The following is a 26,377-nucleotide window of genomic DNA, read 5'->3' on the forward strand; positions in this document are numbered from 1 at the left end:
GCCTAGCGTTCGCTCTTCGGCCGCGGTTTCGAATGAATTCGCTCCTGGCGCAGCGTATCAATCACCCCGATCTCCAGTGGCTCTAAGGTTCCGGGAGTAGCTCCCGTAGCGCGCGCCAGCAGCAGGTCCGCCAGTTCAGGGTTGCGTGCCAGGACGGGGCCGTGCAGGTAGGTGCACACAATCGAGCCCTGGACGGCACCTTCCGCGCCGCCGGTCGCCTCTAGCTGCTCAAGGTCCACTCCCGGAGTGATGCCGGAGTGCTCCTGGGTGACCTCGGGGCCTTCGTTGCCGATGCCGCGGATGACGTGGCCGAGTGGGCGCGCGTCTGCGCCCAGCACCGTGCGGCCCATGTGGTTTTCGAAGCCGGTCAGCGGTTGGCTCAAAAGGTCCGAGGTCGGTCGCGTGCAAATCTCACCAATCGCACGCACCGGCAGGGAATCGGTCGCGCAGTCCACCAGGCCCAGGCCCGCGACTTCCTTGCCGCCGGCGCGGAAGGTGGTGCCGAAGATCTGGAATCCGGCGCAGATGGCAAGAATTTGCTTTCCGGCCGCCGCGGCGCGGGCGATGCCGCCGTCCGCGATCAGGTGCTCCACCGCGATTGTCTGCGCTACGTCTTCGCCACCGCCGACGGTGTAAATATCAAGGCCTTCGGGCACGGCGTCGCCAAGCTTGATGAGGACAATCTCCGCATCGATGCCGCGGCGGCGGGCGCGCTCGCGCAGCACCAGCGCATTGCCGTCGTCACCGTAGGTGCCCAGCACGTCCGGGAGGATTAGGCCGATCGAAAGGTCACTCATTTACTTGTCCTCCTGTACTCGCTCGATGTCCCGCTTGAGGTCGCGGAAGGCGGTGTAGTTCGCCAGCACCTCCACACGTGTGCTTGCCGACGGGTCTTCCGCGCCCCGCGACGCCGTCGCCTTGATGGCATCGAGGGGGTTGGCGATCAGCTCGGCGTCGATGCTGGCGTAGAGCAGGCGTACGGCGAGGTCCGTGCCGCGCTCGCCTGCGGCAATGACGTCCATGCCGTCGAAGTCCTCGAAGCGGACGTCCCAGAGCCAGGACAGGTCCTCGCCGTCGGCGACGTGCCCATTGACGGCGATGACTACCGCGTCCGCGGTGCGGTCCACCATGGACAGGGCCTCCTGCCATCCGGCGGGGTTCTTCGCCAGCAGCATGCGCACGTGCTTCTCGGCACCCCTGCTGTCTCGGACGACTACGGTGGAGTAGCGTCCGGCGACGTTATCGACCTTCTCGGTCGCCGCCAGGGCATCGGTGGCGTCTGCGCCCATTTCCACGGCGCCGGCGATGGCGAGGGTGGCGTTGCCGCGGTTGGCATTGCCCGGCAGCGTCAGGTTCAGCGGGTGCGTGACGCCGAACGGGGTCGCCACGCCCTCATCGGAGATACGCCAGGAGGGGGTGGGGCGTTCGAAGCGGGAGCCGTCGGCAAGCGGTTTGACGGCGTACCAGTGCTCGCCATCGTGGATGATGGGGCCGCCGGTGCGTGGGGAGCTGGTGGCATCGTTGGTCCAGCCGCCGCCCGCGGAGACCCACACGACGTTCTTTGCGTCCCACGCCGCGGAGGTGATCAGCGGGTCGTCGCAGTTGGCGATGATCGTAGCCTGCGGGTTCGCGTCTACTGCCGCGCGCAGCGAGCCCTCAATCTTGTTGATCTCTCCGACTCGGTCCAGCTGGTCGCGCGACAGGTTCAGCAGCACGATGACCTTCGGCTTCAGGTCCGCCGCGATGTGCGCGACGTGCAGCTCATCGACTTCCAGCACCAGGCTGTCCGCGTTTGGGGTAGCCAGCAGCGCCGAGATGACGCCCGCGTCCATGTTGTCGCCGCCCTCATTCGTCGCGACCGTGTGCCCCGCAGCACGCATCGCTGCGGCGAACATGCGGGTCGTGGTGGACTTTCCGTTGGTGCCGGTAATGATTGCGGCGGGGCGCCCCTTGCCCAGCGACGCCATGATGCGCGGGTCAATCTTCTGCGCGATGAGCCCACCAATCATGCCGCCGGCTCCGCGTCCCGACGCCCGGGATGCCCAGGTCGCTCCCTTTGCGGCGGTTGTTGCCAGGGTTGCTCGCAGGCGGGCGATCAGCCCGCCGGGTGTGCGTGAAGTGCCTTGGTCCATGGCTAAATAGCTTACTGCCAATGGGGCGCGGAGAAATAAGCGGCGCGGCTACTTGGACTCTTCCAGCTCGGTGACCAAGCGCAGGAAGGCCTCGTCGGACACCAGCGGAATCTCCTTGCGATGCGCGTGCATCGCCTTGCCCGTCAGCTCCGCAGGAGTGACATTCGCAGGCCGGTTGCACACTAATAGCGAAGACTCGCGAGTGACCTTCTCCGAATACGCCAGACCAGCGCGGACACCGGCGGCGATCAGGCGGTCCGGGTCCATTGTGACCTCCGGGGCGACAACGAATTCCATCCCCGGCGACAACTTCCCACCCGGAGCGTAGCGCCCCGGATTCTCCACCGGACGCGGCGCCTCCATGGCATCGACACGCACGGAGGAACGCTGCAGGCCGACCCGGTCCTCCCGGAGATCGTCCGTCGCCATGGACGCAATCGGCCGTGCTGGGGGAGCGTCGGCGCTGGTGGGGGCGTCGGAAAGCCCGCCCTGCGCGAGGAAAAGCTGCAGCGTGGTGGTGACATCCTCGAGCGTGCGGACGCGCTCCGGGACCTCGATGCCCGCAGCCGACGCGACCGGCGAAGGCACCTCCAGCCCGTACGCGCGCGCCACCCCGCGCAGGCGAGTGTCCTCGAGTGCGACGCCCTGGCGCCGCGCCGTCGCGAGCGTATCCACGATAGTCGTCGGCGCCGGGATGCGGCCCGCGCGCGACCTGGTCCGCCGTCCGCGCCCGCGCTTGCTGCGGGAACCCCGCTCTCGGTTGGCTTGCCGACGTGCCCTCTTGGCCTCAGCCACGATAAAACCCCAGACCATCGGCGCATTATGAGCGATCAGGGTTCTGCCGTCGAGGGCGTGCGCCAACTTCGACTGGATGACGCCGAATCGCGGTGCGCCGTCGAAGTCGCTCGGCTGGAGACCATGGAGGTGCGTCGGGCCCGGGTCCTCGGTGGGGTCGATGACGACGTGCCACGTGTCGACGATGTTGCCCGCGCGGTCGGCGGTCGAAACGCCGAGGCTGACCATGCGCGCGGACTTCGGGTGGATGCCCGTCGCCTGAATCGCGACGATGGCGTAGGGGGCTTCTTCCGCAGATGAGAACTGCTTGTGCTGGGCAGCAGCCTTTGTTGCGTCGGTAGTTGCGGGCGTTGCGGTGGTGTCGGTGGTTGCGGCGCCCGCGGCCCCGCCAACTGCGGTTTCGGGGGCGTGGGGAGGTGTTGACGTCGGCAAGCGGTGTGCACGGCGGCGACCCCTGCGCCTGCGGTTGCGGCCCTTGGCGGGGCGGGGGGAATTGCGCTCTTCGTGCGCCGAGTCAGTCATGCCTTAAAGGTTAGCGGGTGGGGAAAGGTGCGGCCGAATTGGTGCCACTTGGGCGTACACCTAGCTCCACGGACCTCCGCCCATTTCCCCATTCATTTTTTGCCAGCTTTTTGTAGGAAGTAAGGTGAAAAATCCGGTTACTTCCTACAAAAAGCTGGCAAAAACGCGGGGAGGGTGCGGGGAGGGGGAGCATGCGAGAAGAAGCGGGAACCAAACAGCGACTTTCCGCGCCTGTAACAGTGACGCCACAATTACCCGAACCACACAGCGAGGTATCCCAGTGGACATTCCCGCACCAAAAAGAAAATCACGGCGCGGCAGGCCGAATCGAAACCAGCGGCCGCTCGCGGAAGACGAATACGGATTGATCTCCGGCGCGCGCCAGCCAGACGCCGGCGGGCGCCACCGAATGCGCAAGGCGTACAGGGCGGGAAAATTACTCAAAGTCGGGCATGGGCGTTATGTCAGCGAGCAGCGGTGGGAAGGTCTGCGGTGGGGAAATCGCCTGGTCACGAAGGTGCTCGGGATGGTCGACGAGGCGTCGGCAGGCGTGATTACGGGTGCGGGGGCGCTGGCGCTGCACGGGGCCTGGGTGCTGCTTCGGGGTGCGTGCGTGGGTGTCGCCGGTGGTGGTCAGAACTTCGCGGGGCAGCGGATGTTTCGGCGCCTGCGCTGTGAGATCGACCCCGAGGACGTCACTATTATCGCAGGTAGGCGCGTTGCTCGCCTGGCTAAAGCGGTGCTCGACGAATGCAAGATGCGTTCGCGCAAGCCCGCGCATACCAGGCGCGACCGCGAAAGACTGCAATCGTGGAGGTTAGACGCCCTGCGCGCCGCCTACATAGCAGTCGAGGGAGCCTTGAGGCACGGCGCCACCCGGGAGGAGCTCGCTCGCACCGCCGCGAGGTACCCGCGTCAGCACGGCCTTCGCCTATTCCGCCGCGCGCTCGAGGTTTGCCACGGCCGCTGCGAAACTCCCGGCGAGGTACTGACAAAGGTCGCGCTCCTCGACGCCGGCTTGCAATTCCACGAGCAGGCCGAAATCTTCGCCCCCGGGACTGACACCGAGCCGCCCACATTCATCGCGCGCGTCGACTTCCTCATCCCGTCCGCGCAGCTCATCGTCGAATTCGACGGCCGCCTGAAGTACAGCCGCAGCCGCGTCGCACCCACCAACGCCGAGCAATCGCAGATCATCACCGACGAAATCTATCGCGAGCGCGCGCTCCGCGAGGTCGGCTATGACGTCATTCGCGTCAGCTGGGACGATGTGGATGGTTTCCCCATCTCCTGCTTGCCGACGCTCACTTCCACCGTTACCGCCCGCCTCCGCATCCTGGGTAATTCGGCGGTCCGAGTGCGGGGAATTGTTAAGAATGCGGGGCCGCAGATCGGGTGAGGGCGGGGAGGCGGCGTGGGAGGGGAAGGTGGCGTGGGCGGCGGGGCGGGACCGGGGCGGTGCAGTGGCGCCGCCCCAAAAACAGAATTTGCCAGCTTTTTGTAGGAAGTAAGGCGAAAAATCCGGTTACTTCCTACAAAAAGCTGGCAAAAACGAAAGGGGCGAGCCGCGACCTAGACCAGCGCGCGGTTGACTGCGCTGGTCACGGCCTTCAGCGAAGCGTAGGTAATCGAACCGGCAATGCCGCAGCCCCATACCTTCGCACCGTTGACCTCGGCGAGGACGTACGCGGCGGCCTCGGCATCGTCGCCGGCAGTGCGGGCGTGCTGGACGTACTCCTGTACATTCACGACAACGCCCAGCTTCTCCAGGGCGTCGGCGTAGGCGGCCAGCGGGCCGTTACCGATGCCTTCGACGGTCTGCTCCTTGCCCTGGTAGATGATGTGCGCCTTAATCTTGGTCGCATCAGACTCGTTCTGCGCAGCGTCGACGGTCAGGGCGATCTGCTCCAGCGGCGCCTCGCGATCCAGGTATTCGCCTGCGAAGATGTCCCAGATCGCCTTGGAGTTGACCTCGCCGCCCTCGGCGTCGGTAACGGCCTGGACGACCGAGGAGAAGTCGACCTGCATGGACCGCGGCAGGTTCATGCCGTGGTCGGTCTTCATGATGTACGCCACGCCGCCCTTACCGGACTGCGAGTTAACGCGGATGACCGCCTCGTAGGATCGACCGACGTCCTTCGGGTCGATGGGCAGGTACGGAACTTCCCAGGTAACGCCGCGCAACTGGTCGTCGGAAAGCTCCTTGACGGAGGCGCCCGGGCGCACCTTCGAGGCCATGGCGTCCAGGCCCTTGTTCACGGCGTCCTGGTGGGAACCGGAGAAGGCGGTGAAGACCAGGTCGCCGCCGTAGGGGTGGCGCTCCGGGACGCGCAGCTGGTTGCAGTACTCGACGGTGCGGCGAATCAGGTCGATGTCGGAGAAGTCGATCTGTGGGTCGACGCCCTGGGTCAGCATGTTCAGGCCGAGGGTGACCAGGCAGACATTGCCGGTGCGCTCGCCGTTGCCGAACAGGCAGCCCTCGATGCGGTCGGCGCCGGCCATGTAGCCTAGCTCGGCGGTGGCGATGCCGGTGCCGCGGTCATTGTGCGGGTGCAGGGACAGGATGATGGAATCGCGACGGTTCAAGTTCCGGTCCATCCACTCAATCGAGTCGGCGTAGACGTTCGGGGTGATCATCTCGACCGTGGAGGGCAGGTTGATGATGATCGGGTTCTCCGGGGTCGGGTCCATGACATCAACGACGGCGTCGACAACTTCCTTGGCGTACTCGACCTCGGTGCCGGTGTAGGACTCTGGGGAGTACTCCCAGCGCCAGTTGGTGTCGGGGTAGTCCACGGCAATGGACTTGATCAGTTCCGCCGCGTCCGTGGCAATCTTCTTGATTGCGTCCTTGTCCTTCCGGAATACCACGTCACGCTGCAGAATCGAGGTGGAGTTGTAGAAGTGAACGATGACGTTTTTCGCGCCGGCGCAGGCCTCGAAGGTGCGGCGGATCAGGTGCTCGCGCGCCTGGACCAGGACCTGGATGGTGACGTCGTCCGGAATCATGTTTTTCTCGATAATCTCGCGGACGAAGTTGTAATCCGTCTGGGACGCGGAGGGGAATCCGACCTCAATCTCCTTGTAGCCCATCTGCACCAGCAGTTCGAACATGCGGCGCTTGCGCTCGGGGCTCATCGGGTCGATCAGGGCCTGGTTGCCGTCGCGCAGGTCGACGGCGCACCACTGCGGGGCTTTGGTGATGCGCTTGTTCGGCCAGGTGCGGTCGGGCAGTTGGAAGTCTTGGACCTCGACGTCGTAAGGCTCGTAGCGGCCGAATGCCATCTGGGAGTTGCGCTGCTTGTTCCAGTGTGGCTGGTCTGCGGGGATTTCGCCGTTGGGAGTGGAGATGACGGAGGGTGCGGAGATGAATGCGTCCGAGGGTGCCATGTGGGGCCTTTCTTTCTTTAGGTGAGTGTCAAGGCCGGCACGCCAAATCCCCGCGACGGGGAGCCGGCCTTAAATCCAAGCCCCGCCGCGGCAAAGAAGGAGTAGTCCGCGTTGCATGTGATGTACCTTACCCTCACGATGGCGCTTTTTTCATAATTTGGGGGTGTTTAGTCGCCCTTCGCTTGCCCTTTCGCTTGCCGACGACAATTCGTTGCCGCGGTCAGGGGTTGCAGGTTTCGCGAGTAGTCGTAGCCTGAATCGCATGGAAGTTCGGTTGCTTTAACGCACCGTGCGACGTGACTGTCAACCGTTCATGATTGTTAGGAGTTTCAAGGAGTGATGGAAAATGATTGGCGCAGACGCCTTAGTCGCCGCTTCGGCGGATACCAGCGGCTTTACTACTCTTATTGGCGGCTTCGGGCTCGTGGCAATTGCCCTACTTGTCATCGCCCAGATTGTCCTTTTTGTTGCGGCCTTGTTCAGCGTTGTGCGCAGCGAGAATTACGGCAGCGGCGGCAAGGCGCTGTGGGCGTTGGCGTGTTTCGCTTTCCCGCTGCTCGGGCCGATTCTGTGGTTCGCCGTGGGCAAGAACTCATCGATGTAACCCCGGGCACTTTTGCCGCCTGGAACACTATCCAGCCCGGGACCCCCGTCTACCGGCCCCGCTACGCCTCCGCCTCGTCGGAGTCCGATTCCGAGTCCGCCTTCCCGGCACGGAAGACTTTGCGCAGCCACAGTATGAGCAGCAGCACGATCACAGCTGCGGCGGCAACGATGGCCCACATCCACCACTGCCACTGCAGGCCGCCGGATTCGAAGACGCTCTCGTCGGATGGGTCCATCGGCACTTGATGGCCTGTGACCAGCAGTCGGTGCGTATTAATGCCGTATGGGGTGCAGGTAATTAGGGTAATCAGGTCTTGTCCGGGTTCGCGGCGCAGCCGCGAGGTGCCGGAGGGGTCGACGACGCTGACGTCGTGTACCTCGTACTTCAATTTCTGTCCGGCAGCGGCAATATAGAAGGCATCGCCTTTTTTGACCTTGACCAGGTTGTCCCACAGGGTGGCGTTTTGTAGTCCGGTGTGCGCGGACAGCGCGGAGTGTCGTCCCTCGCCGTCTCCGATGCCGCCAACTGGTAGGTCGGTCCCGTAGAGGTGGCCTGCACCACGAGTGAGCGACTTTTCGGAGGTGCCGTGGTAAATCGGCAGGTCGGAGTTAATTGAGGGGATGATGATGCGCCCCATGGCGTCGGTTTCGCTCAGTACCGACAGGTATTTCCGGTAGCGCTGGTAACCAGGGGAGTTTTCATCGTCGTCGGTGGTCCATGCGTCGCCGGCGGTGATGTCACCCAGTTCGGCGTTATATTGGTGTGCCTGGTCCCACGCGGTGTGCAGCACTTCGGGTGGGACGGACTGTTCCAATTTGGAGTACTCGTCGGCCGCGCGCGCTTGCATGACGTTGTTCCATTGTGTCGCCACGACGGGGTAGAGCAGCACGCCTAGCCCTACGAGGATAAGCACCAGCGCAATGATGGCGTTGGTGTTGAGTTTCTTTCCGCTTGCCGACGTTCCTTGCTCTTTAACGTCCTTCTTTTTTACGGCGGCGGTGCGGTTGCTGTGGCGACCCATGTGTTCCTGCCTTTTTTACGGGGATTTCCGAGGTGACTGGGAATCCAATCCTTTCCAACTTAGGTGTGAAAATGGCGTTTAAAAAATTGAGAACATGCCTATGGGTGTGTTTGTGGGCAGAGTCACGCTGCGTCCCAGGCGGTGGACGTAGTCAGGCCTGGTCTGCGGCGGTGGCGGGCGGGATCGGGTGCGCCGCCCTATTGGCACCAGCGTCGGCGCCCTCGGATCCGGAGCGCACCGCAAGCGCGATGGTCGCCGCAATCATGGTGATCAGAGCCGCGCCGAGTGCGATCCATTCGGATCCTTGCGCTTGGAAATATTCGCCGAGGACGAGGTAGCCGAGGGAGAAGGCGACGATTGGTTCCACAATCGTCATGGCTGGCAGGGATTGCTGCAGCGGCCCGGCGTTGAACGCGGCCTGCTGAATGCCGACGCCAATGATCGACAGCGCCACCAGCAACCAGAGTTCCCAGGCCAAGGAGAGTGACACTAGCCCTTTGGTCATGTACATATCGACAACCGCCTTCGACAGCAGCGCCACGAATCCGTATAACCAGCCTGTGGCTGTGCCGAGCAGGAGTGCCTTCGGTGCGCGCTGCCAGCTGACGGCGACGGCGTAGATTATTGTCATCGTAACGCCGCCGAAGGCGAGTACGTATCCCCATGTTGCGGTCGGGATGTCGGTGATTCCGGCGGCCGGTTCGCCGAACACAACCAGTACTGCCACGGCAATAGTCAACGCCACCGACCAGGCCATCTCGGCGCGCGAAATTCGGTACCTATTCACCTTCGCTGCCAGAGGGAGAGTGAGCATCAATTTCGTCACTAGTAGTGGCTGAACCAGCAGCAATGTGCCAAAAGCGAGAGCCGCGATTTGGAAGGCGTAGCCGGCCATCGCCAGGAAGGAGCCGAACCACCAGCGGGGCTGACGTACCGTATGGGCAACGCCGCTTAGTGTGCTGGTGTCGTCGGAAAGCGCGTCGGCAAGTTTGTGGCGGATGACGGTTCCCCACGCGATGCTTAGCGCTGATAGGAGCGCGAGGGCGGCGGCGAGGAGATTGTTGTGCACGTGGGGAATGCTAGCGTACGCCGACTTGGGTAGCCCCTATGTATTTATGAATGCGCCTCAAGTAAATTAGGGCGATAATAGTTGCTTGCATATATTTGCCTAGTTTTTGGAGGTTGCCGACCATGGCCTTGGTTGTGCAGAAGTACGGTGGTTCGTCGCTAGAGAGCGCGGAGCGTATTCGCCGCGTTGCTGAGCGGATCGTCGAAACCAAGAAGCAGGGCAACGATGTGGTGGTTGTGTGCTCGGCAATGGGGGACACCACCGATGAGCTGCTGGACTTGGCCAATCAGGTCAACCCGGTGCCGCCGGGACGTGAGATGGACATGTTGCTGACTGCCGGTGAGCGCATCTCTAACGCACTGGTAGCCATGGCGATTGCCTCCTTTGGTGCTTCGGCGCGGTCCTTTACGGGCTCACAGGCGGGCGTGATTACCACCGAGCGGCACGGAAACGCTCGCATTGTGGAGGTCACGCCGGGGCGTGTTCGCGAGGCACTGGATGAAGGCCACATCTGCTTGGTTGCGGGCTTCCAGGGTGTCAACCGCGAGACCAAGGATGTGACCACCCTGGGTCGTGGTGGTTCGGACACCACTGCAGTCGCGCTGGCCGCGGCGCTGGAGGCCGATGTGTGCGAGATTTACTCGGATGTGGATGGTGTCTACACCGCCGATCCGCGCATCGTGCCGGATGCTCAGCGCCTGGATAACATCTCTTTCGAGGAGATGCTGGAGATGGCCGCGGTGGGCGCGAAGATTTTGCAATTGCGCAGCGTGGAATACGCCCGCGCGTTTAATGTCCCGTTGCGTGTGCGTTCGTCGTATAGCAATGACCTGGGCACTCTTGTTGATGGATCGATGGAGGATATTCCTGTGGAAGAAGCAGTTCTGACTGGCGTGGCGCATGACCGCTCTGAGGCGAAGGTGACCGTGCTCGGCATTCCGGATGACCCGGGCCAGGCGGCGAAGATGTTCCGCGCGGTCGCGGATGCCGAGATCAACATCGATATGGTGCTGCAGAATGTGTCCACCATTGCCGATAACCGCACGGATATTACTTTCACCTGTCCGCGCGAGGACGGCCCGAAGGCCATGACTCTGCTGAAGAAGCTGCAGGTGGAAAACGACTGGAAGGATGTGCTTTACGACGACCACGTGGGCAAGGTTTCCCTCGTTGGCGCGGGCATGAAGTCACATCCGGGTGTCACGGCGACCTTCTGCGAGGCGCTGGCCGACATTGACGTCAATATCGACCTGATTTCTACATCCGAGATCCGCATCTCCGTGTTGGTCAATGACACTGAGGTGGACAAGTCTGTCAAGGCGCTGCACGACGCCTTCGGGCTCGGCGGCGAGGAAGAGGCCGTTGTTTACGCTGGTACGGGACGTTAAGGAGTTTTCATGACCACCATTGCTGTTGTTGGTGCCACCGGCCAGGTTGGCCGCGTGATGCGTTCGATTCTTGAGCAGCGCAACTTCCCGGCCGATAAGGTGCGCTTCTTCGCCTCTGCGCGCAGCGCGGGCAAGGAGCTGGAGTTCCGCGGTGAGAAGATCGTCGTTGAGGATGTCGCTGCCACTTCCGACGAGGATTTAAAGGGCATCGACGTTGCCGTGTTCTCTGCGGGAGGAACGCTGTCGAAGGAGCAGGCTCCGCGTTTTGCCGCGGCCGGCGCGACCGTGGTGGATAATTCCTCTGCATGGCGTAAGGATCCGGAAGTGCCGCTGGTGGTCTCCGAGGTCAACCCGGATGCGTTGCAGGACATCCCGAAGGGCATTGTCGCGAACCCGAACTGCACCACTATGGCGGCGATGCCGGTGCTCAAGCCGCTTCACGACGCCGCGGGCCTGCAGCGCCTGCGTGTCTCCTCCTACCAGGCCGTTTCCGGTTCTGGGCTGGCCGGTGTGAATGCCTTGGCGTCGCAGGTGCGCGCTAACGATGCCGTATTCGAGCAGCTGACTACTGACGGTTCTGCGCTTGAGGCCTCGGATCTTGGGCCTTACGTTGCGCCAATCGCGTTCAATGCGCTGCCGATGGCGGGGTCGCTGGTAGATGACGGCTCTCTGGAGACCGACGAGGAGCAGAAGCTCCGCAATGAGTCCCGCAAGATCCTGGGGATTCCGGAGCTGGCCGTCGCAGGTACCTGCGTGCGTATCCCGGTGTTTACTGGACACACGCTGGTTATCCATGCGGAGTTTGATTCGGCTATCTCCGTGGAGAAAGCCACGGAGCTGCTTCAGGGCGCGCCTGGCGTGAAGGTTGTGGATGTGCCTACCCCGCTTGCTGCCGCCGGTATCGATGAGTCCTTGGTCGGGCGTATCCGTGTCGACCAGTCCGTGCCGGAGGGCCGTGGTCTGGTGTTCGTGGTCTCTGGCGATAACCTGCGCAAGGGCGCTGCCCTGAACACAATTCAGATTGCGGAGCTTCTGGTCGCCGGGCAGTAGTGGCCTAGCGGCGCTAGAGGCGCTGTATCGGGACTGTGGTTGTAGGTAGCCCGGAGGTGTCTGCGGGGCTGTGGTCTATGGGCCGGTGGTGCCTGCTGCCGGGGTTGAAGGTGAGGCCGTAACCTGCCATTTTTGAGAGCTGTGTTTTTTAAAGACGCAGCTCTTTTTCTATCTGAGGAAAGCAAGGCGTTGGAAGGGGCGGGGGTAGGTTAAGGGCCTTTTCTTTCAAGGCAAGCGGTCAGGAGAATCAAGGAAATGTCCGTTTGTAGGGGTAGTTTTGTGATAGCACTTTTGACCGACTTCGAGAGTGCTGCACTATGGGTTTCGTTAACGCATACAGTCCTGCGGAAAGGGTGTTAACCAGGGGTGGATGTCACGGCATTGGCCGGCTACCCCCGTAGAGGGGTGTGAGGGTTAATTAGTAGGTAGGTTTACACTATTTTCCTACAAAGGTAGGAAAATAGCACTTTAGCTGCGCTAATAGTGTTCGTCGTTTATGTGACACATCGCTGGTAAGTTAAATTTTTCAACTTTACATATGTGTTGCGCCCGTACAATGAATGTCGTTTTCACTGGTCTAGAACTAAGGTTCACTTAAGCGATTCATGAGAAGACTCACAAGAGCCTGAGCGTGCTCCAGGGTCGGGGGAGTAAAACCTCTCGGTGTTTTTCAGTGCATCCCGGCGGGGTAGCCCGGCGTGAATCGTCAAAAAGTGTTAGGGAACCAGCCCCCGATGTGTGGGTAGGCCCTACATCGGACTGAAGAAAAGGACACTTCATAGTGAACAAGTTCTCTCGTACCGCTCGCTCGGTAACATTCGCCGCCATTGTCGGACTTTCGCTGGGTATTTCTGCTCCTGGCGCTTTCGCGCAGGATGCTGTCGAAGCACAGACTGGTAACGTGGCTCTAGCTAATGCTGCTTCCCTGATTAACAAGGACCAGAAGGCGACGCTGACCATCCATAAGTTCGGTGATCCGACTGAATTGGGTGAGCGTACCGGTGAAGCTAAGGATCGCGAAAAAGCTGGAAATGGCACTGCCCTGAATGAAGTTGGTTTCACAATCTACAAGGTGCTGAAGACCGCAGACGGTAAAACCGCGATCAACCTGAACACCAACGAGGGGCTCGCAGCTGCCGCCGGTATCAAGGCTGGCGACTACGCCAAATTTGTCGATGCTAAGGGCAACGTCACTGAAGCTGGTAAGGAAATCATTGAGAAGAAGGGGGAAGAGCAGAAGACTGCGAACGCTGAGGGCAAAGACGGTGTAACAACCTTCGAAATCGGTACTGACCATGCGCCGTACCTCGTCGTTGAGACTAGCCCTAAGGAAGGGTACACCCCGGCCAATCCGTTCATCGCCTTCGTCCCAATGACCAAGGCTAACGCTGGTGAGAACCAGGGCACCGAGTGGAACTACGATGTCCACGCAGTTCCGAAGAACTACAAGAAGACTCCGCCGCAGAAGACCGTCACCGACCAGGATGAAAACGGCAAGCTCGCGCAGGCTGGCGATGTAGTTAAGTACGACATCAGCACTACCGTTCGTAACATCGAAGCAGGCAAGCGGCTGAAGTACTACTACATTTCGGATACCTTGGATGCCAAGAACTTCGATGTTATGGCTGAAACCACGAAGTTCGCTGTGTCCATTGACGGGGAGTCTGCCGCGGAAGGCGACTACACCGTCTCTAAGGACAGGGGGTCCAATGCTTTCCGCATTAACTTCACCGTTGACGGTCTGAAGAAGTTGAAGAGCGGTTCCAAGGTCAACGTTCACGTCGAGGCTGTCAAGAACTCTTCTGAAAAGGTCGCACCAAACCAGGCAATCGAGTGGGAGCCTTCCAGCCCGTCTTCGGACCAGGATGTCGATAGTGATACTCCTCCGGAGGAGCCGCAGCCAGGAGATGGTCGCCGCACCGAGGTGGTCCAGTCTCGCTTTGGTGAACTAAAGTTCACCAAGGTTGATGCCAAGGGTGAAGCTCTTGAGGGGGCAGAATTTAAGATCTACCAGACCAAGCGCGGCGGCCGTTGTGAAGACTACTCGAAGCTGGATCTCGATAAGCACGCTTTTGAAGTCAAGGCGCAGGACGCCAATATCGACGGTGGCAAGGGGGAGCAAGAAAGCGTATTCAAGTCGACCAAGGAGGGCGGAGTGCATGTAACTGGCCTTCACGTCAACGACTTCGTAAACAACGCACCGGCCACGGACTCTTCAATCGATGGCACCATGACTGAATACTGCCTCATTGAGACCAAGGCTCCGAAGGGTAAGGAACTGCTGTCGAAGGCGGTTGCCTTCAGGCTCGTCGCGTCTGCTGAGACGACAAAGGTTGAGGTTCCAAAGGAGGTTACGACTTGGGAGGTTCAGCCGGATGGCACTGTAACCAATGTTAAGACGGCAGAGGAAACCACGACCATTGATGTCCCTGTCTACAAGCCAGTTACCGTCACCGTCGGTGACAAGGGCGAAGGCAAGGTCGTCAACATCGACGACACCACCCCACAGCTGCCACTGACCGGTGGTGCTGGTGTTGGCATCCTGGCCGCGATCGGTGCTGCAATTGTCGCAGCCGGTGCTTGGTTCGCACGCCGCGGAGCTAAGAACTAAATCCGGGCATGTACCCCAGGCAAGTACTTCGGCGGGCTTCCAGGTGAATGCCCCGGAAAAGTACTCCGAGTAGGTGCTTGGTAATCCTGGCGAAACCCCGGTGGCCTGCAAACGGTGGCCACCGGGAAATCCTCAGGAAAACAAGCAGGGCGCGCGTTGCGTGCCCTGCTTGCACGCTCTTGCACGAAGTAAACGCCGTGCAAGAGTCATAAATATTAAAACTCTCTAGGCCTAGATGGCGCGAGTCGCCGTTAAAGAGCGTCGTAAAGCGTGCGGCGTCCGTGTCATCAAGGGTCCAATTTTTCTTCACGTGACATCTTTGGGAGCGCCGAAGTGGATAACTCTTTCTCTCCGGTTAAAGAGAACACTCCAGAACAACCCGCCGAACCGGCAAAGAAGAACAGCCTGGTTCTGCCGGCGATTCTGGTGATTCTCGGCATGCTTGTCATGCTGTACCCGGTTGTATCCACCGCGTGGAATAACTACGCCACCTCCAAGGCTGCGAGCGAGTACGCCAAGTTGGAAACGTCGGTGCCCCAAGAGGTCAAGAACACGCAGTGGGATCAGGCGCACGCCTACAACGAAGGTCGCCGCACTGGTCCGATTCTGGATCCATGGCTGAACAAGATCAGCCCGGAGAATCCCGAATACGCCTACTACCTCGACCAGCTCAACGCCACCGATGCGATGGCGCGCTTTATCTTCCCAAAGATCAAGGCTGACCTGCCCATTTACCACGGCACATCCGACGACACCCTGCAGAAGGGCCTCGGACACCTCTACGGTTCCGATCTTCCGGTTGGCGGTCTGGGAACGCATTCCATCATCACTGGCCACACTGGCCTGTCGAATGTGACCATGTTCGACAACCTCAAGGATGCAAAGGAAGGCGATGCCTTCTACGTTCAGGTCTCCGGCCACAAACTGAAGTATGTTGTCGACCAGATTAAGGTTGTGCTTCCGCACGAGACGGAAGACTTGAAGCCGGTCGAAGGCCAGGACTATATCACCCTGATCACCTGCACTCCGTATGGAATCAACACCCATCGCCTGCTGGTGCGAGGTCACCAGGTGCCGCTGGATCCGTCGGAAAGCGATGTGTTTGATCAGAGTCATGCAGCCGGTTGGCAGTGGTGGATGTACGCGCTGCTCGCGGCGGTGATCGCCATTGGTGCGGGACTTGGCTACTGGATGTGGCGCCAAAAGCAACTGCGGGATGCCCAGCTGGAAGACGCAGAGGGCGCTGACGAGGGCGTTTCGGAATACGTGGGTCGGCATTCGATGGAGGCTCGTGGGGCACGCGGTGTGCGCGGGGCTCATGAGGCGCGCGGCGAAGAAAAGTTGGACTCTGATGACGCCGAACGCGCGGAGGGCCGCTTAAGCGAAAACCGAAATGACAACAATGACAATCGATGGTGGGAGCGTGACAATGACTAGCTCACAGACCGCCCGTTCGCGCCTCATCGGTAGGACCGCCGCGATCGCCGTCGCATGTGGCGCGAGCCTCAGCGTCGGCCTGGCAACGGGGCCCGGCGCAGATATGGCAGCGGCCGCACCGGTCGCAGGCCAGACTGGCGTGCCGAACATGGAACGCTCCGTCGGCACCGATGTGCTGACCATCCAGCTCACTCAGGGAAATCCCGACGATGACGGCATGGCGCCTTCCGGCGCGATCGCAGGGGTGAAAATTCATCTGAAGCGACTGTCCGGCATTGACCCGAAGAACTCCGCCGATATGGCGCGGGTGGAAAAAGCCACCTTGGAGCAAAATCAGGGCTGGCCCACCGACGCTCACCTCTGGCAGGTCACCGACGCTGAGGGCAAGACTCGCTTCGAAGGGCTTGCCGACGGCATCTACCTGGTAACGTCCACCGCCCCTGGCGAGGGCTACCGGGAGATCAACTCCTTCCTGGTCGCGGTGCCATTCCACACGGTGGCGACGAACTCCAATCCGGTGGCGGGTGTGATTGTGGCGAAGACGCACACTCCGGGAAAGCCCCCTGTGACACCGCCGACGCCGCCGGACGTACCCGAGGTTCCGGGCGTTCCGCCGACGAAGCCGGGGACCCCGCCAAGCGCACCACCGAGCGTTCCGACAACGCCAAACAATTCCGATAGCCCGCCGGTGCCGGAGCAGCCCGATCCACATGAGAAGGCTCCTTCCGAGAAAACCCCGAAAGGGCCGCTAGCCGTGACCGGTGCGCAAGTGATCGGCCTGGTCGTGGTAGCAGCGGTGTTGATTGGTGCCGGATTTGTACTAATCGCAGGCAATCGGAGAAAGCAAGAGAAAAAGGCTGGTAGCTAGCTTTTCAAGAGTCTTTAAATTTTAAGGTTTCATTTTCTTAGCAATTCGCAATATGCGGCATCGCCGCAATTCGAAAATTAAAAATAGATGGGCACAATGCCGCTACAGGCTCACAGGCTTTAAGTGGCGCGAGTTAAGGGAAACGTTAAACAATGAAAAGTAATGATAGGAAATACGCCGTCCGTGCTGTGATGGCATGGATACTTTCTCTGCTGGTCGTATTGTCGAGCATGATAGCCGTGCAGAACCCGGCGTCGGCGCAGGAGCTGATAGATGTTTCCCTCGGAAACGCTACTGTAAGAAGTTTGGGAAGTAATAAGTGGTCCTTCGAAGTTGCGGCTCATGAAGATATTGAGACTTCATTTATTGAAATCCAGGTCCCGCAATCAGCAAAAGTTCCTGTCAAAAAAATCAATGCGCAGAATGTAATCAAAGTTAATGATGTAGTGAAAGCGCGCGGATCTAGTAGTGGGCCAGGTGAGTCCACGATTGATCCTATTGTGCGTGACAGGTCGGGTACGATTCCACTCAATGTCGGTGCGCCGATCAAGCTCCTCAGTGGCGATCTACTGCAAATCGTTATTGCGTTCGAAAAACGCGTTAATATCACGGAAGCAGAAATACATGCTTTCGTTTCCCAGGTAAACCCACCTTCGGAGGATGATACGCAGGTATTATCACCACAAAGCTGGGAAGGGGCCGACATAAATGGATCGTTTCTTGTTACAGCCGACCAAGGTAACTCTCCAACCTTAACCTTCACCCGTACTGTCGATACAGATGGCACGCTGAAAGGTTACATTGACGCAACCAGCCAATTCCAAAATGGCTACGATGTTGAAGGCGGAAAGCAATCAACACTTAAGATATACGGTCCGCAGGGCAACGTCTTGTTAACTGTTCAAAACCTTCCTGGAAGCCGAGAAGTACAGCCAATATCGAGCGTAGACCAGCCATCAAATAACTGGGGTGGTGTACGCTTCAATCTGTCAAACGAAGTTGAGATTCCAGCCGGTTCACGTATTGAGGCTACCGTCCCCTACGGCTTCCGCAACAGTACTGTGACAAGTTCGGATATTAAGTCCCCTACTGGGCCGGGAAAGCTAGCCATCAACTTTCAAAAGGCCAGCAACTTTCGGACTCCAAATCAACGCGGTCAGGTCTGTTGGCGCCTCGTTGGAGATGGCCCAGTATCTGGTTTTAAACTCGCACCTAATAGTCATGAGCAACGGAAAATTACTGGTATTAACAATGTGGTTTTGGTAGCCGACAACGGACGCGGTGTCCAAACAAGCGTTCCTGGACCATATGAGATTGAGTACTCCCCCGCGGAACAGTCCGATTCGGCCTATGTACGTTTCCCACGAGCGATGGCAGGCGACCAAGACACTGTCATGTGTGTACTATTTACCTACGATGCAGATAGGGACATGACCCAAAACTTGGGTGATTATTTCACCTTTGCCGCAGAACGGAACCTGTTTCCTCGAGAAACCCCACGTGTAATAAATCCTGAGCAGGGTTGGGATACTCCGACCGTTGCTAACCCGAAGCCTATTCCACGTTGCGGACAAAACATCGCTATTGTCATGGACGCGTCAAACTCTGTAATCGTGAAAAAGGGTGTTGATGCGATGTCTGAGGCTGCCGCGAACATAGTTAAGAGCCTGACTGGCACGGCAACGTCTATTGGTGTCTACAATTTCGGTTCCTACGGTACTCGATTTAAGGAAGCCATGGTTTCTAGTACCTCGATTCAGGATCAACGCGGTGCCAGTAAAGTGCTTGCTGCCATTAGAAAATACAACTCAAACATGAAGCTTCCGGGTTCCTACACCAGTGTGGGCCAAGGAGCAACAAACTGGGAAGGCGCGTTGAAGAACATTGAAGACTTCAACAAGCAGAATCCTACTTCGAAATATGATGTGGTCTACTTCCTCACCGATGGTTACCCAACCTTCAGCGACACCACACCTCGTGGTGGAGCCGACGACGCCTCTGCAGGTATGGTGCATGTCTCTGATGTTAGATACGCAAAGGAGGCAGCAGATCGTGTTAAGCAGCAAGGTACGCGTATTCAACCAGTGCTAATCAATGTTCATGAGGATTTCACGGAACCAATCGCGAAGGACTCGACGGCTGTCTTTAAAGCGAAAAGCACGTACAAGGCGGCTATCGAGGCTTACCGCCAGGCTTACGGTAGCGTGCCCGCCCATCTCTTTCTCCCCTGGGAACAATCCCAGGAGAACTCTTTTGTACGTGATGTGCTTAATAAGAAAGATGCGGATATCTACACTGTCGGGGAAAGGACACTTCTAGGTCGGGGTTTCGGCGACCCGCTCGCCTCAAAGCATGATCCGCAACCCCAACCGGATAACACCCGAGTGGAGCTGAATGAACGAGACTGGTCCACGTGGGCTGTTGCCGAACGTGGTCCACTTCAGATGGGTGATGTCATTGCATCTGAGGGGGATTCAATATTGGCAACTACATTTGGGGATCTCAAGCGTGTGCTGGCCGAAGTCGCGCTAGCATCCTGCGCTGGCACGGTTACCTTGATGAAGAGTGTAATCGATGCTGAGGAAAAGCCAGTCCCAACCGAAAGACTGGCAGGTTGGGAATTTAAAGCCCACACCCCGGAAGGTGACTTCCTGGTTGCCCAAGATGATTCCCGAACTACGGAAATCACGGATACTACGGACGATTCTGGTTCGTTGACCTTCCACATTAAGACTGATGACCCGAATGCGGTTCCAGCGGTTCAGATTACTGAGATAAAGCGCAACGGCTATAGTATGTTCCGGCAAAACTCTGCTAATAAAGCAGCTAATGCCCGATGCTCAATTAACTATCTTGACGGTCAACCAGCACAGGAGATTGAGGTCGCCGACGTAGGTGATGAGGAGAACCAGGACTTTCAGATTTCGGCAAAACCGGGGGCAGTCGTAATTTGCAAGGTTGTCAACCAAAAGGAACCGGAGAACGGTTTCTTCCGAGTAGACAAGGTTGATATGGAAGGCAAACCGCTACGCGGTGCACGCTTCGAACTCTGGCAGGCGAGTGACTCGGGTATTGAACCCCAAGGAGAAGCTCCGGTGTGGAAGACTGGAGATGAATCTAAGGTCAAGCTCGCTCCTGGAAAATACCTGCTGATAGAAACCCAGTCCCCGCAGGGATACTCGCTTCTCCCAGAAGCAATCCAGTTTGAAATTGTGGTAGAAAACGGTAAACACACAATTAAACTTTCTACTGGAGGTAGTGCGGTCTTCGTACTGAACTCTGGTCCTGATGAGACCGTGGATCGCGGATTTGGCACCTACATGCAGGTTGCAGATGTTCAAGTAGGTACGCTGCCCAAGACTGGCGGATTCGGCGTGTGGCTATGGGCACTATTCGGGCTACTTGTTGTGGGTGCAGGTGGTGTCGTCGCTCGTCGCCGCACAGCATAGTTTCCCGGTCTAACTGGCTGCAGGATTGAGCTTGGAATCGCCCGAGGGCACCTGCTCAATCTGGCATCAAAAGGGGCCGCGTTCGGGGTGTACAGTTATGTGCATCTCAAACGTGGCTCCTTCTGTTTTGCTCAGTAGGCCTCGCGGTGTCGAACCGGACTCGCCCGTGCCTACCTGTGCTGCTTCAGTGTGCCCGTGAGATCCGCTATACCTAACGTGCCTGACGTGCCGAAGTTGTTCTTAAGAAAGGAAGCCTTGAAAGAAGTGAATAAGAAAGCGGTTCGCAGTCTTGCCACAGTCGCAATCCTGGGCGCAGGAATCCTAGCGACACCAGGGGTCGCATCTGCTGCCTCGGATTCGCCTGCAGTACCAGAGGTGTTGCTGGCCCCGTCGGCCCCGGTGACCGAACAGGTGACTAAAGATTCTTCAGCTCTGCCCGTCATCTGGGTCGGCGGATCCACCGATTTCCCTCAACTGAACTCTCGCGTACGGGCCTACATCGAACGCTCGGGAATGAAATTCTTTGAGTGGGATCCAATCAAGGTCACCCTGGACGATCCAAATGTGAAGTTGTTCGACCACCTTGAAAAATACATGCCCAGCCTGGATAGCTTCGTCAAGCAAGTACTCCAGGAAACCGGCGCTCCCAAGGTCAATCTTGTGACCTACTCTCAGGGCGGAGCAATCACTGCAGGCTGGACCCGTAAGTACGACGGTGCCAAAGTCGTTGAAAAAATCGTCAACATCTCGGGCCTGGTCAACGGCAGTCCAGTCGCCGGCGTCGGCACGAAGGCTATCAGTGAAGACTGCCTCGGCTTTGGCACCTGTGTCGACTTCATTCCGGAAGGCGAATATGTTCGCAGTATTACCGAGCAGGGCAACGCTCTACCCGGCATCGAGTACCTAAATGTGGAGTCCCGTATGGACTTGTTTGCCGCCCCATATACCAACGGCTTAATGACGGGCCCGGGAAACTACCGCAACGTCTTGACCGAAGACCTATGCCCGGGGGACGTCGGCACGCACCTCCTCCTGCCCCAGAAGCAGATTGTCCACCAGTCGATTGTCCAGTTCTTCAGAGGACAAGAGGTCCGACCAGCCTGCCGCTAAGGCAGCAAGGTAAAGCCCTCTGGCAAAAACTGCAAGACGCCCACGCCAAAGATATCGCTCGCAGCGTGGGCGGCAATGAGCGGATAGAGATTCTTCCCGGTGCATTTCCGCCACACAAGGTAATAGATGCCGCCGACAATCAGTGCAAGGCAGGTGGCGTTAAACAATCCCATGTAGGTATGGAAAGAAAAGCGAATTACCAGGGAATACACAAAGGCTAAAGCCCGGTAGCGCGCAGAGACCGCCAGGCAAATACCGAGGAAGAAAATCTCCTCGTAGAACCCATTGAATAGGGAATAGACAACCAGGGAAGGATCCGTAATGCCCTGCAGGGGAGTGTCCCCTGCAGAGAGGGCTCCCTCTGCCTCAGCTGCGGCGGCCGCGCCATCGAAAGAAACGAGTTGCTGCAGCGCGTAGGCAACCTCATACACAATGCCGCTCGCGAGGAAAACGCCCACCGCCACAAAGGTTCCCCGCAATGACGGCGCAATAATCCACTGGCGGAAATTGAACCTCCGCAAAACCAGATAACCAATAGCAAGCAGCAGCAGGCCAGACTGGTTCAGCAGCGCCCATAGATTATCGGCGGCGGAAAAATCCTGAGCCGCCACATCAGCGGCGGCGGCACGATCCTCCGACGCAGACTGCGAGAAGAACTCTACAGTCGAAGAATAGATGGACGAGCCCCACATAATTGCGGTCAGTGCCGCAATGTCCCACCAGCGCAAATGATTGCGATAGCCAGCGGCAGTACTGGGTACATCCTCGCTAGCTTGGCGGTAGGCCCCAGGGCGAAGAGATACAGTGGGAAAATTCTTGAGTTTGGAAAATCTAATTTTCATATTCCTTATAAAGCCATTCAGTGACTAAGTGCGCACCACGCCCTACGCAGAGGATTCCTGCCCCCGGGGCCCGTCATGACCATCTTCCGTCGCCGCTACCAAATCCCGGCGAGCACGCGCCACCCTGGAGCGGATCGTCCCCATCCGGCAACCTGCAATCTCGGCTGCCTCAGCATAGGAATAGCCCAGTATCTGCGTGAGAATCAGCGCCTCGCGTCGCTCCTCAGGAAGTTGCTGAAGCAGCATGCGAGCGTCGGCAAGCTCCGACCAGCTCTCACCCGTGGTGATCTGCTCAGCAGCGTTTTCCACCTCCACCGCGGCCTTCTTCGGGCGCGCTGAATCATGTCGCACCGAGTCCACCCACGCGCGCCGAGCCAAAGACAACAACCACGTGCGGGCCGAAGAGCGCGCTGCGAAGCGAGGTAGCGACTTCATCACACGCAGGTAGGTCTCCTGCGTTAGATCATCGGCGTTTTCCGGCCCGCCAAGGTGCGCAACCAAGCGCCACACGTCCTTTTGCGTCAACCGCACGAATTCCGTCAGCGCAGCGCGGTCACCACGCCCGGCCTTGAGAGCCAGGGTGGTGACATACTCGTCATTCGAGGCGAGCGGCGCGGATTTCATAGATGACAGCATATCAAGGGCTGCGCTGCGGCAGTGGAGGGCGGCGGTGGATGGATGGGTGCGGGGTGCGTGCGCGGGATGCTGGTGGTAGCCGGGTGCGTGCGCGAATTTGCCAGCTTTTTGTAGCAAGTACGGGCGAATATCGCCTTACTTGCTACAAAAAGCTGGCAAAAAGTTGCGGGGTGCCTGCTTAGAACCGAATCGCATCGATCGGCTTGACACGCACCGCAATCGTGGCCGGAATAATACCGGCGAGCGCACCGACAATCGTCGCAGCCAGCACGCCCACCACCGCAGCGGTAAACGGATAGGGCACGTTACCCAGTTCCATAGGCAGGGACAGCATCTGCTCAATCGGCAGCTGCTTGATGGTGATAATCGACAGAATCACACCCACCACACCGGCGACCGTCGTAGCAACGATGGACTCTAAGAACACCGAGATAAAGATTCTGCTTGCCGACGCCCCCATCGCACGGCGAATACCAATCTCGCGGACGCGGTGGCCGACCGTCACAATGGAAACCGTCAGCAGTCCCAGCGCGCCAAGGGCTATGACGATACCGCCGATGATGCCCAGCGCAGTGGTGATTGTGTTGTTCAAGTTCGAGGACATGGAAGAGTCCTTCTCCGCCGTGGTTGCAGAGACCTTCCAGCTGGAACCCAATTCCGCCTGAAGAATATTGTGCAGCGCTTCCTTGTTCTTCTTGGCATCCTCCGGAGGGGATACGACCAGCAGCTTCGGCTGGCCGACAGAGCCCTCGTAGTTCACATGCAGGAAAGAGTCATAGTGCATGACAGCTCGCGGAGAATCCCAGGGGCCCATCGATTTGTACACGCCCACCACGGTGTATGTGGTGTTATCGGTCTCCTTCAGCGTGAACGTCGGGTGCTCGGACAGCGGGGGATTGCCCAGCCGGTCGTAGAAGGTGTCATTGACTACAACTGGGTTCATCAGTCGTTGGCCGTCGGCTTCCTCAATGGGGCGTCCCTGCACCATGGTGCGGGCATAGATGTCGAACCAGCCCGGGTCAGCCCCCACCAGTTCCGCTGAACCGTCCGGGGTGCAGAACGAATCCTCTGGAGCGCATTCACTAACCTGCTCCACCAGGGTGGCCGGTTGTGCGCGGACGCGCGACCACAGGTTTACGCCCGTGGTCTCCACCAGGTTGTGGGACGCGGTGCTAAAGGCGTCGTTGACGGACCCATCCGGGTTGATCACGTCCAAGCTATCGGCACCCTTACCGCCGGGGCCGGACAGCGACGCGACTTCGTCGGGAGGCAGCGCGCCTGCTGCCGCTGCGCGCTCCTGCGAGGGCGAGGCCTCCTGCCCTCCATCGGCGCCGTTCGGGCCGGCGGAAAGGGTAATCGTGCCATTGACTCCTGAGCTCTGCGCCGCGACAGCATCCTGTGAGCTGGTCAAAATATTGCCCAAGGCGATCACGGTTGTCATGGCCCATACCGCCGCAGCGACACTGACCAGCGACAGCATGATTCGGCCACGGTTAATGCGCAGCTCGTGCCATGCCTCCAGTAGCGCTCCCAGGTACGGGGTAGCGGCGTAGACCCAGGACGTGTCCTTCGACTTCTTCGGCTCTTTATCCGTCATAGTTATCGTCCTCTTCCATGCCGGCGCCACTGTTGTGATCGGCGCCGGCGCCAGTCAGGGTGGCCTGCGCCGCCGACGCGTTTGCTGCGCGCAGCAGCGATGAATCCGTATGCAGATGCCCTTCGCGCAACTCCACAACTCGGGAGCCTCGTTCGGCGACTTCAAGGTCGTGGGTGATCAGGACGAGGGCAGCATTGTTTTCAGAGGCGACTTCTTCAAGCAGCTCCATCACAATCTTGCCGGTGTCGATATCGAGGGCGCCCGTGGGCTCGTCGGCAAGAATTACCCGGGGTTGGCGGACCAGCGCGCGGGCGATGGCCACGCGCTGCTGCTCGCCGCCGGAGAGCTGGCTGGGCATCGCATCAAGACGGTCCCCCAGGCCGACACGCTCCAGCATTGCCTCCGACAGTTCGCGACGGTTCCAAAACTTCTCGCCCTTGTCGTACATCAGCGGCACCTCGACATTTTCCACCACACTTCGCGCGGGGAAAAGATTGAACTGCTGAAACACAAAACCGAGGTTGTCGCCACGCAGCACAGCGCGCTGCTTGTCGTTCAACTGGGAAACGTCGGTGCCATCGAAGATGTACGAGCCCGTATCCGGCAGGTCCAGCATGCCGATGATATTCAGCAGCGTCGACTTGCCAGAACCGGACTGCCCGACGATGCTGACCCGCTCGCCCCGCTCCACCTGCAGGTCAATGCCCTTAAGAATCGGTAGCTTCTCGCCATTGGGAAGCGTCACCGTGCGGGTGACCGCATTCAAATTCAGCATTGGCGAGACCTACTTTTCAGAAGTGTTGGCGTCGGAGTCGCCGCCTGCACCGTCGGTCTTGCCAGCCTTATCGTCCTTGAAAGAGGGCACGAACTTTAGGACCTGCTGTCCCGGCTTCAAGCCCTTCTTGATCTCGATGAACTTGCCGTCGTTGGCGCCGAGCTCGACCTTGACCTTCTTTGGCTTATCTCCGTTGTCCCCTGGCAGGTAGACGGTGCCCTCGCGGAAACGTCCCTCGACCGCGGTGACCGGGAGCGCCTGCACTTCATCGGTGGAGTCGCCGCCGAGAATCAGCGTGGCGGGCACTCCCTCGTAGACTGTCTGATCGCCCGGGATGGAGCAGCGCAGCTGGGGACCGCTTGCCGACGATCCCCCGCTCGGCGCCGCACCTGCTGCACCTGCGGCGGAGCCGGAGGAAGCGCCGGGGTTGCCCGCTGTGACAGTTTTAATGTCGTCGCACAGGAACGGGGCTGGGCCGTCGGTGATAGCGAGTCGACCATTGTTGATGGTGTCGCCGAGGGAGTAGAGCTGGTTCGGCTTAATCGCTGCGACCGCATGGTAGCTGCTGGGGGAGATGGTGCCCAGTTCCTGGCCAATCTCGACTGTCTGGCCGACGACAATGTTCCACTGCACCGTGCCGGAGGCTCGCGATGTGATGTTGCCCCACTTCACAGTGGTCGTCGGTGCCGGGGCCGCACCCTCTTCATCGGATCCCCGTTGCGCTGGGTTCTCGCTGACCTCGGTCTTCTTCACCTGGAGGAGGGCCTGGCCCGCGGTGGCGAAGCCGCCACTGTTGACGTAGGCGTCGGTGATTTCGCCGGAGGCGTTAGCGCGAATGGTCGTTGGCTCGTCAGGCAGGATGCTTGCCGAAAGCTTGATCGTGTTGTTGATTTTCTGCGGCGTAAGTTCCGTGGTGGGCTGGGAGAAATCGCCGGTGGCTTCAAGAGGTTCTTCCTCGTTGGCCGGGAAGAAAGCGAGTTTGAGCAGCGCAATCGTGGCGAGTAGCGCCAGCGTGTATTTGAAGATTGTGAGCGCCTTCGCGCCCCGCCCCTGTTTTTTCATGATCTTGAAGTTATCC

At 59.4% G+C, this 26,377-nt stretch carries 19 protein-coding genes and 1 pseudogene; 9 read left to right on the plus strand and 11 right to left on the minus strand.

What is annotated here, in order from left to right; genetic code table 11:
* Window positions 1-2: 2 nt before the first annotated feature.
* From CLAC_RS00820 to CLAC_RS00830, 3 genes are read right to left on the minus strand one after another with little or no spacing between them, the layout of a single operon-like run.
* Window positions 3-797 (minus strand): type 1 glutamine amidotransferase, encoded by a 795-nt coding sequence (locus CLAC_RS00820; protein ID WP_053411298.1) that lies wholly within the window; start codon window positions 795-797, stop codon window positions 3-5.
* Window positions 798-2,132 (minus strand): MurT ligase domain-containing protein, encoded by a 1,335-nt coding sequence (locus CLAC_RS00825; protein ID WP_053411299.1) that lies wholly within the window; start codon window positions 2,130-2,132, stop codon window positions 798-800. It abuts the gene before it with no gap.
* A 48-nt stretch (window positions 2,133-2,180) separates the two neighbouring features.
* Complete coding sequence (locus tag CLAC_RS00830; RefSeq protein ID WP_053411300.1) at window positions 2,181-3,449, minus strand: exonuclease domain-containing protein; 1,269 nt, start codon at window positions 3,447-3,449, stop codon at window positions 2,181-2,183.
* A gap of 409 nt (window positions 3,450-3,858) precedes the next feature.
* Here CLAC_RS00830 and CLAC_RS00835 point away from each other — a divergent pair, with 409 nt between their 5' ends.
* The gene (locus tag CLAC_RS00835) at window positions 3,859-4,848 is read left to right on the plus strand and encodes an endonuclease domain-containing protein (protein WP_245621915.1); all 990 of its coding nucleotides are present in this window, start codon (window positions 3,859-3,861) and stop codon (window positions 4,846-4,848) included.
* 173 nt (window positions 4,849-5,021) lie between these two features.
* Here CLAC_RS00835 and leuA read toward each other — a convergent pair whose 3' ends face one another.
* Entirely contained in the window at window positions 5,022-6,839 is a 1,818-nt protein-coding gene (gene leuA / locus CLAC_RS00840) for a 2-isopropylmalate synthase (RefSeq protein WP_053411302.1), read from the minus strand.
* 346 nt (window positions 6,840-7,185) lie between these two features.
* Here leuA and CLAC_RS00845 point away from each other — a divergent pair, with 346 nt between their 5' ends.
* On the plus strand, window positions 7,186-7,443 hold the full coding sequence (locus tag CLAC_RS00845; protein ID WP_053411303.1) for a PLD nuclease N-terminal domain-containing protein: 258 nt from the start codon (window positions 7,186-7,188) through the stop codon (window positions 7,441-7,443).
* A gap of 61 nt (window positions 7,444-7,504) precedes the next feature.
* Here CLAC_RS00845 and CLAC_RS00850 read toward each other — a convergent pair whose 3' ends face one another.
* Window positions 7,505-8,467, minus strand: coding sequence for a class C sortase (locus CLAC_RS00850; protein ID WP_053411304.1), 963 nt, complete (start codon window positions 8,465-8,467; stop codon window positions 7,505-7,507).
* Between the two features lie 151 nt (window positions 8,468-8,618).
* The gene (locus CLAC_RS00855; RefSeq protein WP_169750316.1) at window positions 8,619-9,536 is read right to left on the minus strand and encodes a DMT family transporter; all 918 of its coding nucleotides are present in this window, start codon (window positions 9,534-9,536) and stop codon (window positions 8,619-8,621) included.
* A gap of 122 nt (window positions 9,537-9,658) precedes the next feature.
* Here CLAC_RS00855 and CLAC_RS00860 point away from each other — a divergent pair, with 122 nt between their 5' ends.
* The 7 genes and pseudogenes from CLAC_RS00860 (at window position 9,659) to CLAC_RS00890 (ending at window position 21,449) form a co-directional block, all read left to right on the plus strand.
* Complete coding sequence (locus CLAC_RS00860; protein ID WP_053411305.1) at window positions 9,659-10,924, plus strand: aspartate kinase; 1,266 nt, start codon at window positions 9,659-9,661, stop codon at window positions 10,922-10,924.
* A 9-nt stretch (window positions 10,925-10,933) separates the two neighbouring features.
* The gene (locus CLAC_RS00865) at window positions 10,934-11,974 is read left to right on the plus strand and encodes an aspartate-semialdehyde dehydrogenase (RefSeq protein ID WP_053411306.1); all 1,041 of its coding nucleotides are present in this window, start codon (window positions 10,934-10,936) and stop codon (window positions 11,972-11,974) included.
* Between the two features lie 781 nt (window positions 11,975-12,755).
* Window positions 12,756-14,585 (plus strand): SpaH/EbpB family LPXTG-anchored major pilin, encoded by a 1,830-nt coding sequence (locus CLAC_RS00870; protein ID WP_053411307.1) that lies wholly within the window; start codon window positions 12,756-12,758, stop codon window positions 14,583-14,585.
* Window positions 14,586-14,990: 405 nt separating this feature from the next.
* Window positions 14,991-15,747 (plus strand): annotated as a pseudogene (locus CLAC_RS00875) (class C sortase); the annotation flags it as partial.
* Between the two features lie 267 nt (window positions 15,748-16,014).
* A complete protein-coding gene (locus CLAC_RS00880; protein WP_053411309.1) occupies window positions 16,015-16,890 on the plus strand; it encodes an isopeptide-forming domain-containing protein in 876 nt (291 codons plus the stop codon).
* 152 nt (window positions 16,891-17,042) lie between these two features.
* Window positions 17,043-20,339 (plus strand): SpaA isopeptide-forming pilin-related protein, encoded by a 3,297-nt coding sequence (locus tag CLAC_RS12180; protein ID WP_082312945.1) that lies wholly within the window; start codon window positions 17,043-17,045, stop codon window positions 20,337-20,339.
* A 264-nt stretch (window positions 20,340-20,603) separates the two neighbouring features.
* Window positions 20,604-21,449 (plus strand): esterase/lipase family protein, encoded by an 846-nt coding sequence (locus CLAC_RS00890; protein ID WP_053411311.1) that lies wholly within the window; start codon window positions 20,604-20,606, stop codon window positions 21,447-21,449.
* On the opposite strand, the gene CLAC_RS00895 is transcribed toward CLAC_RS00890, so the two are convergent.
* The 5 genes from CLAC_RS00895 to CLAC_RS00915 form a co-directional block, all read right to left on the minus strand.
* Window positions 21,446-22,291, minus strand: a complete 846-nt coding sequence (locus CLAC_RS00895; RefSeq protein WP_082312947.1) for a CPBP family intramembrane glutamic endopeptidase — start codon at window positions 22,289-22,291, stop codon at window positions 21,446-21,448. The two genes, CLAC_RS00890 and CLAC_RS00895, sit on opposite strands and share 4 nt — an antisense overlap.
* 42 nt (window positions 22,292-22,333) lie before the next feature.
* Window positions 22,334-22,915, minus strand: coding sequence for an RNA polymerase sigma factor (locus CLAC_RS00900; protein ID WP_053411313.1), 582 nt, complete (start codon window positions 22,913-22,915; stop codon window positions 22,334-22,336).
* A 190-nt stretch (window positions 22,916-23,105) separates the two neighbouring features.
* Window positions 23,106-24,524 carry an ABC transporter permease gene (locus CLAC_RS00905; RefSeq protein ID WP_053411314.1) on the minus strand — a complete coding sequence of 473 codons (1,419 nt, stop codon included), beginning with the start codon at window positions 24,522-24,524 and terminating at the stop codon, window positions 23,106-23,108.
* Window positions 24,514-25,299 (minus strand): ABC transporter ATP-binding protein, encoded by a 786-nt coding sequence (locus tag CLAC_RS00910; RefSeq protein ID WP_053411315.1) that lies wholly within the window; start codon window positions 25,297-25,299, stop codon window positions 24,514-24,516. The genes CLAC_RS00905 and CLAC_RS00910 overlap by 11 nt, the downstream gene beginning before the upstream one ends.
* Before the next feature lie 9 nt (window positions 25,300-25,308).
* Window positions 25,309-26,361, minus strand: coding sequence for an efflux RND transporter periplasmic adaptor subunit (locus CLAC_RS00915; RefSeq protein ID WP_053411316.1), 1,053 nt, complete (start codon window positions 26,359-26,361; stop codon window positions 25,309-25,311).
* Between the last annotated feature and the right edge of the window lie 16 nt (window positions 26,362-26,377).

The sequence above is a fragment of the Corynebacterium lactis RW2-5 genome, from assembly GCF_001274895.1.
Classification (GTDB): Bacteria; Actinomycetota; Actinomycetes; order Mycobacteriales; family Mycobacteriaceae; genus Corynebacterium; species Corynebacterium lactis.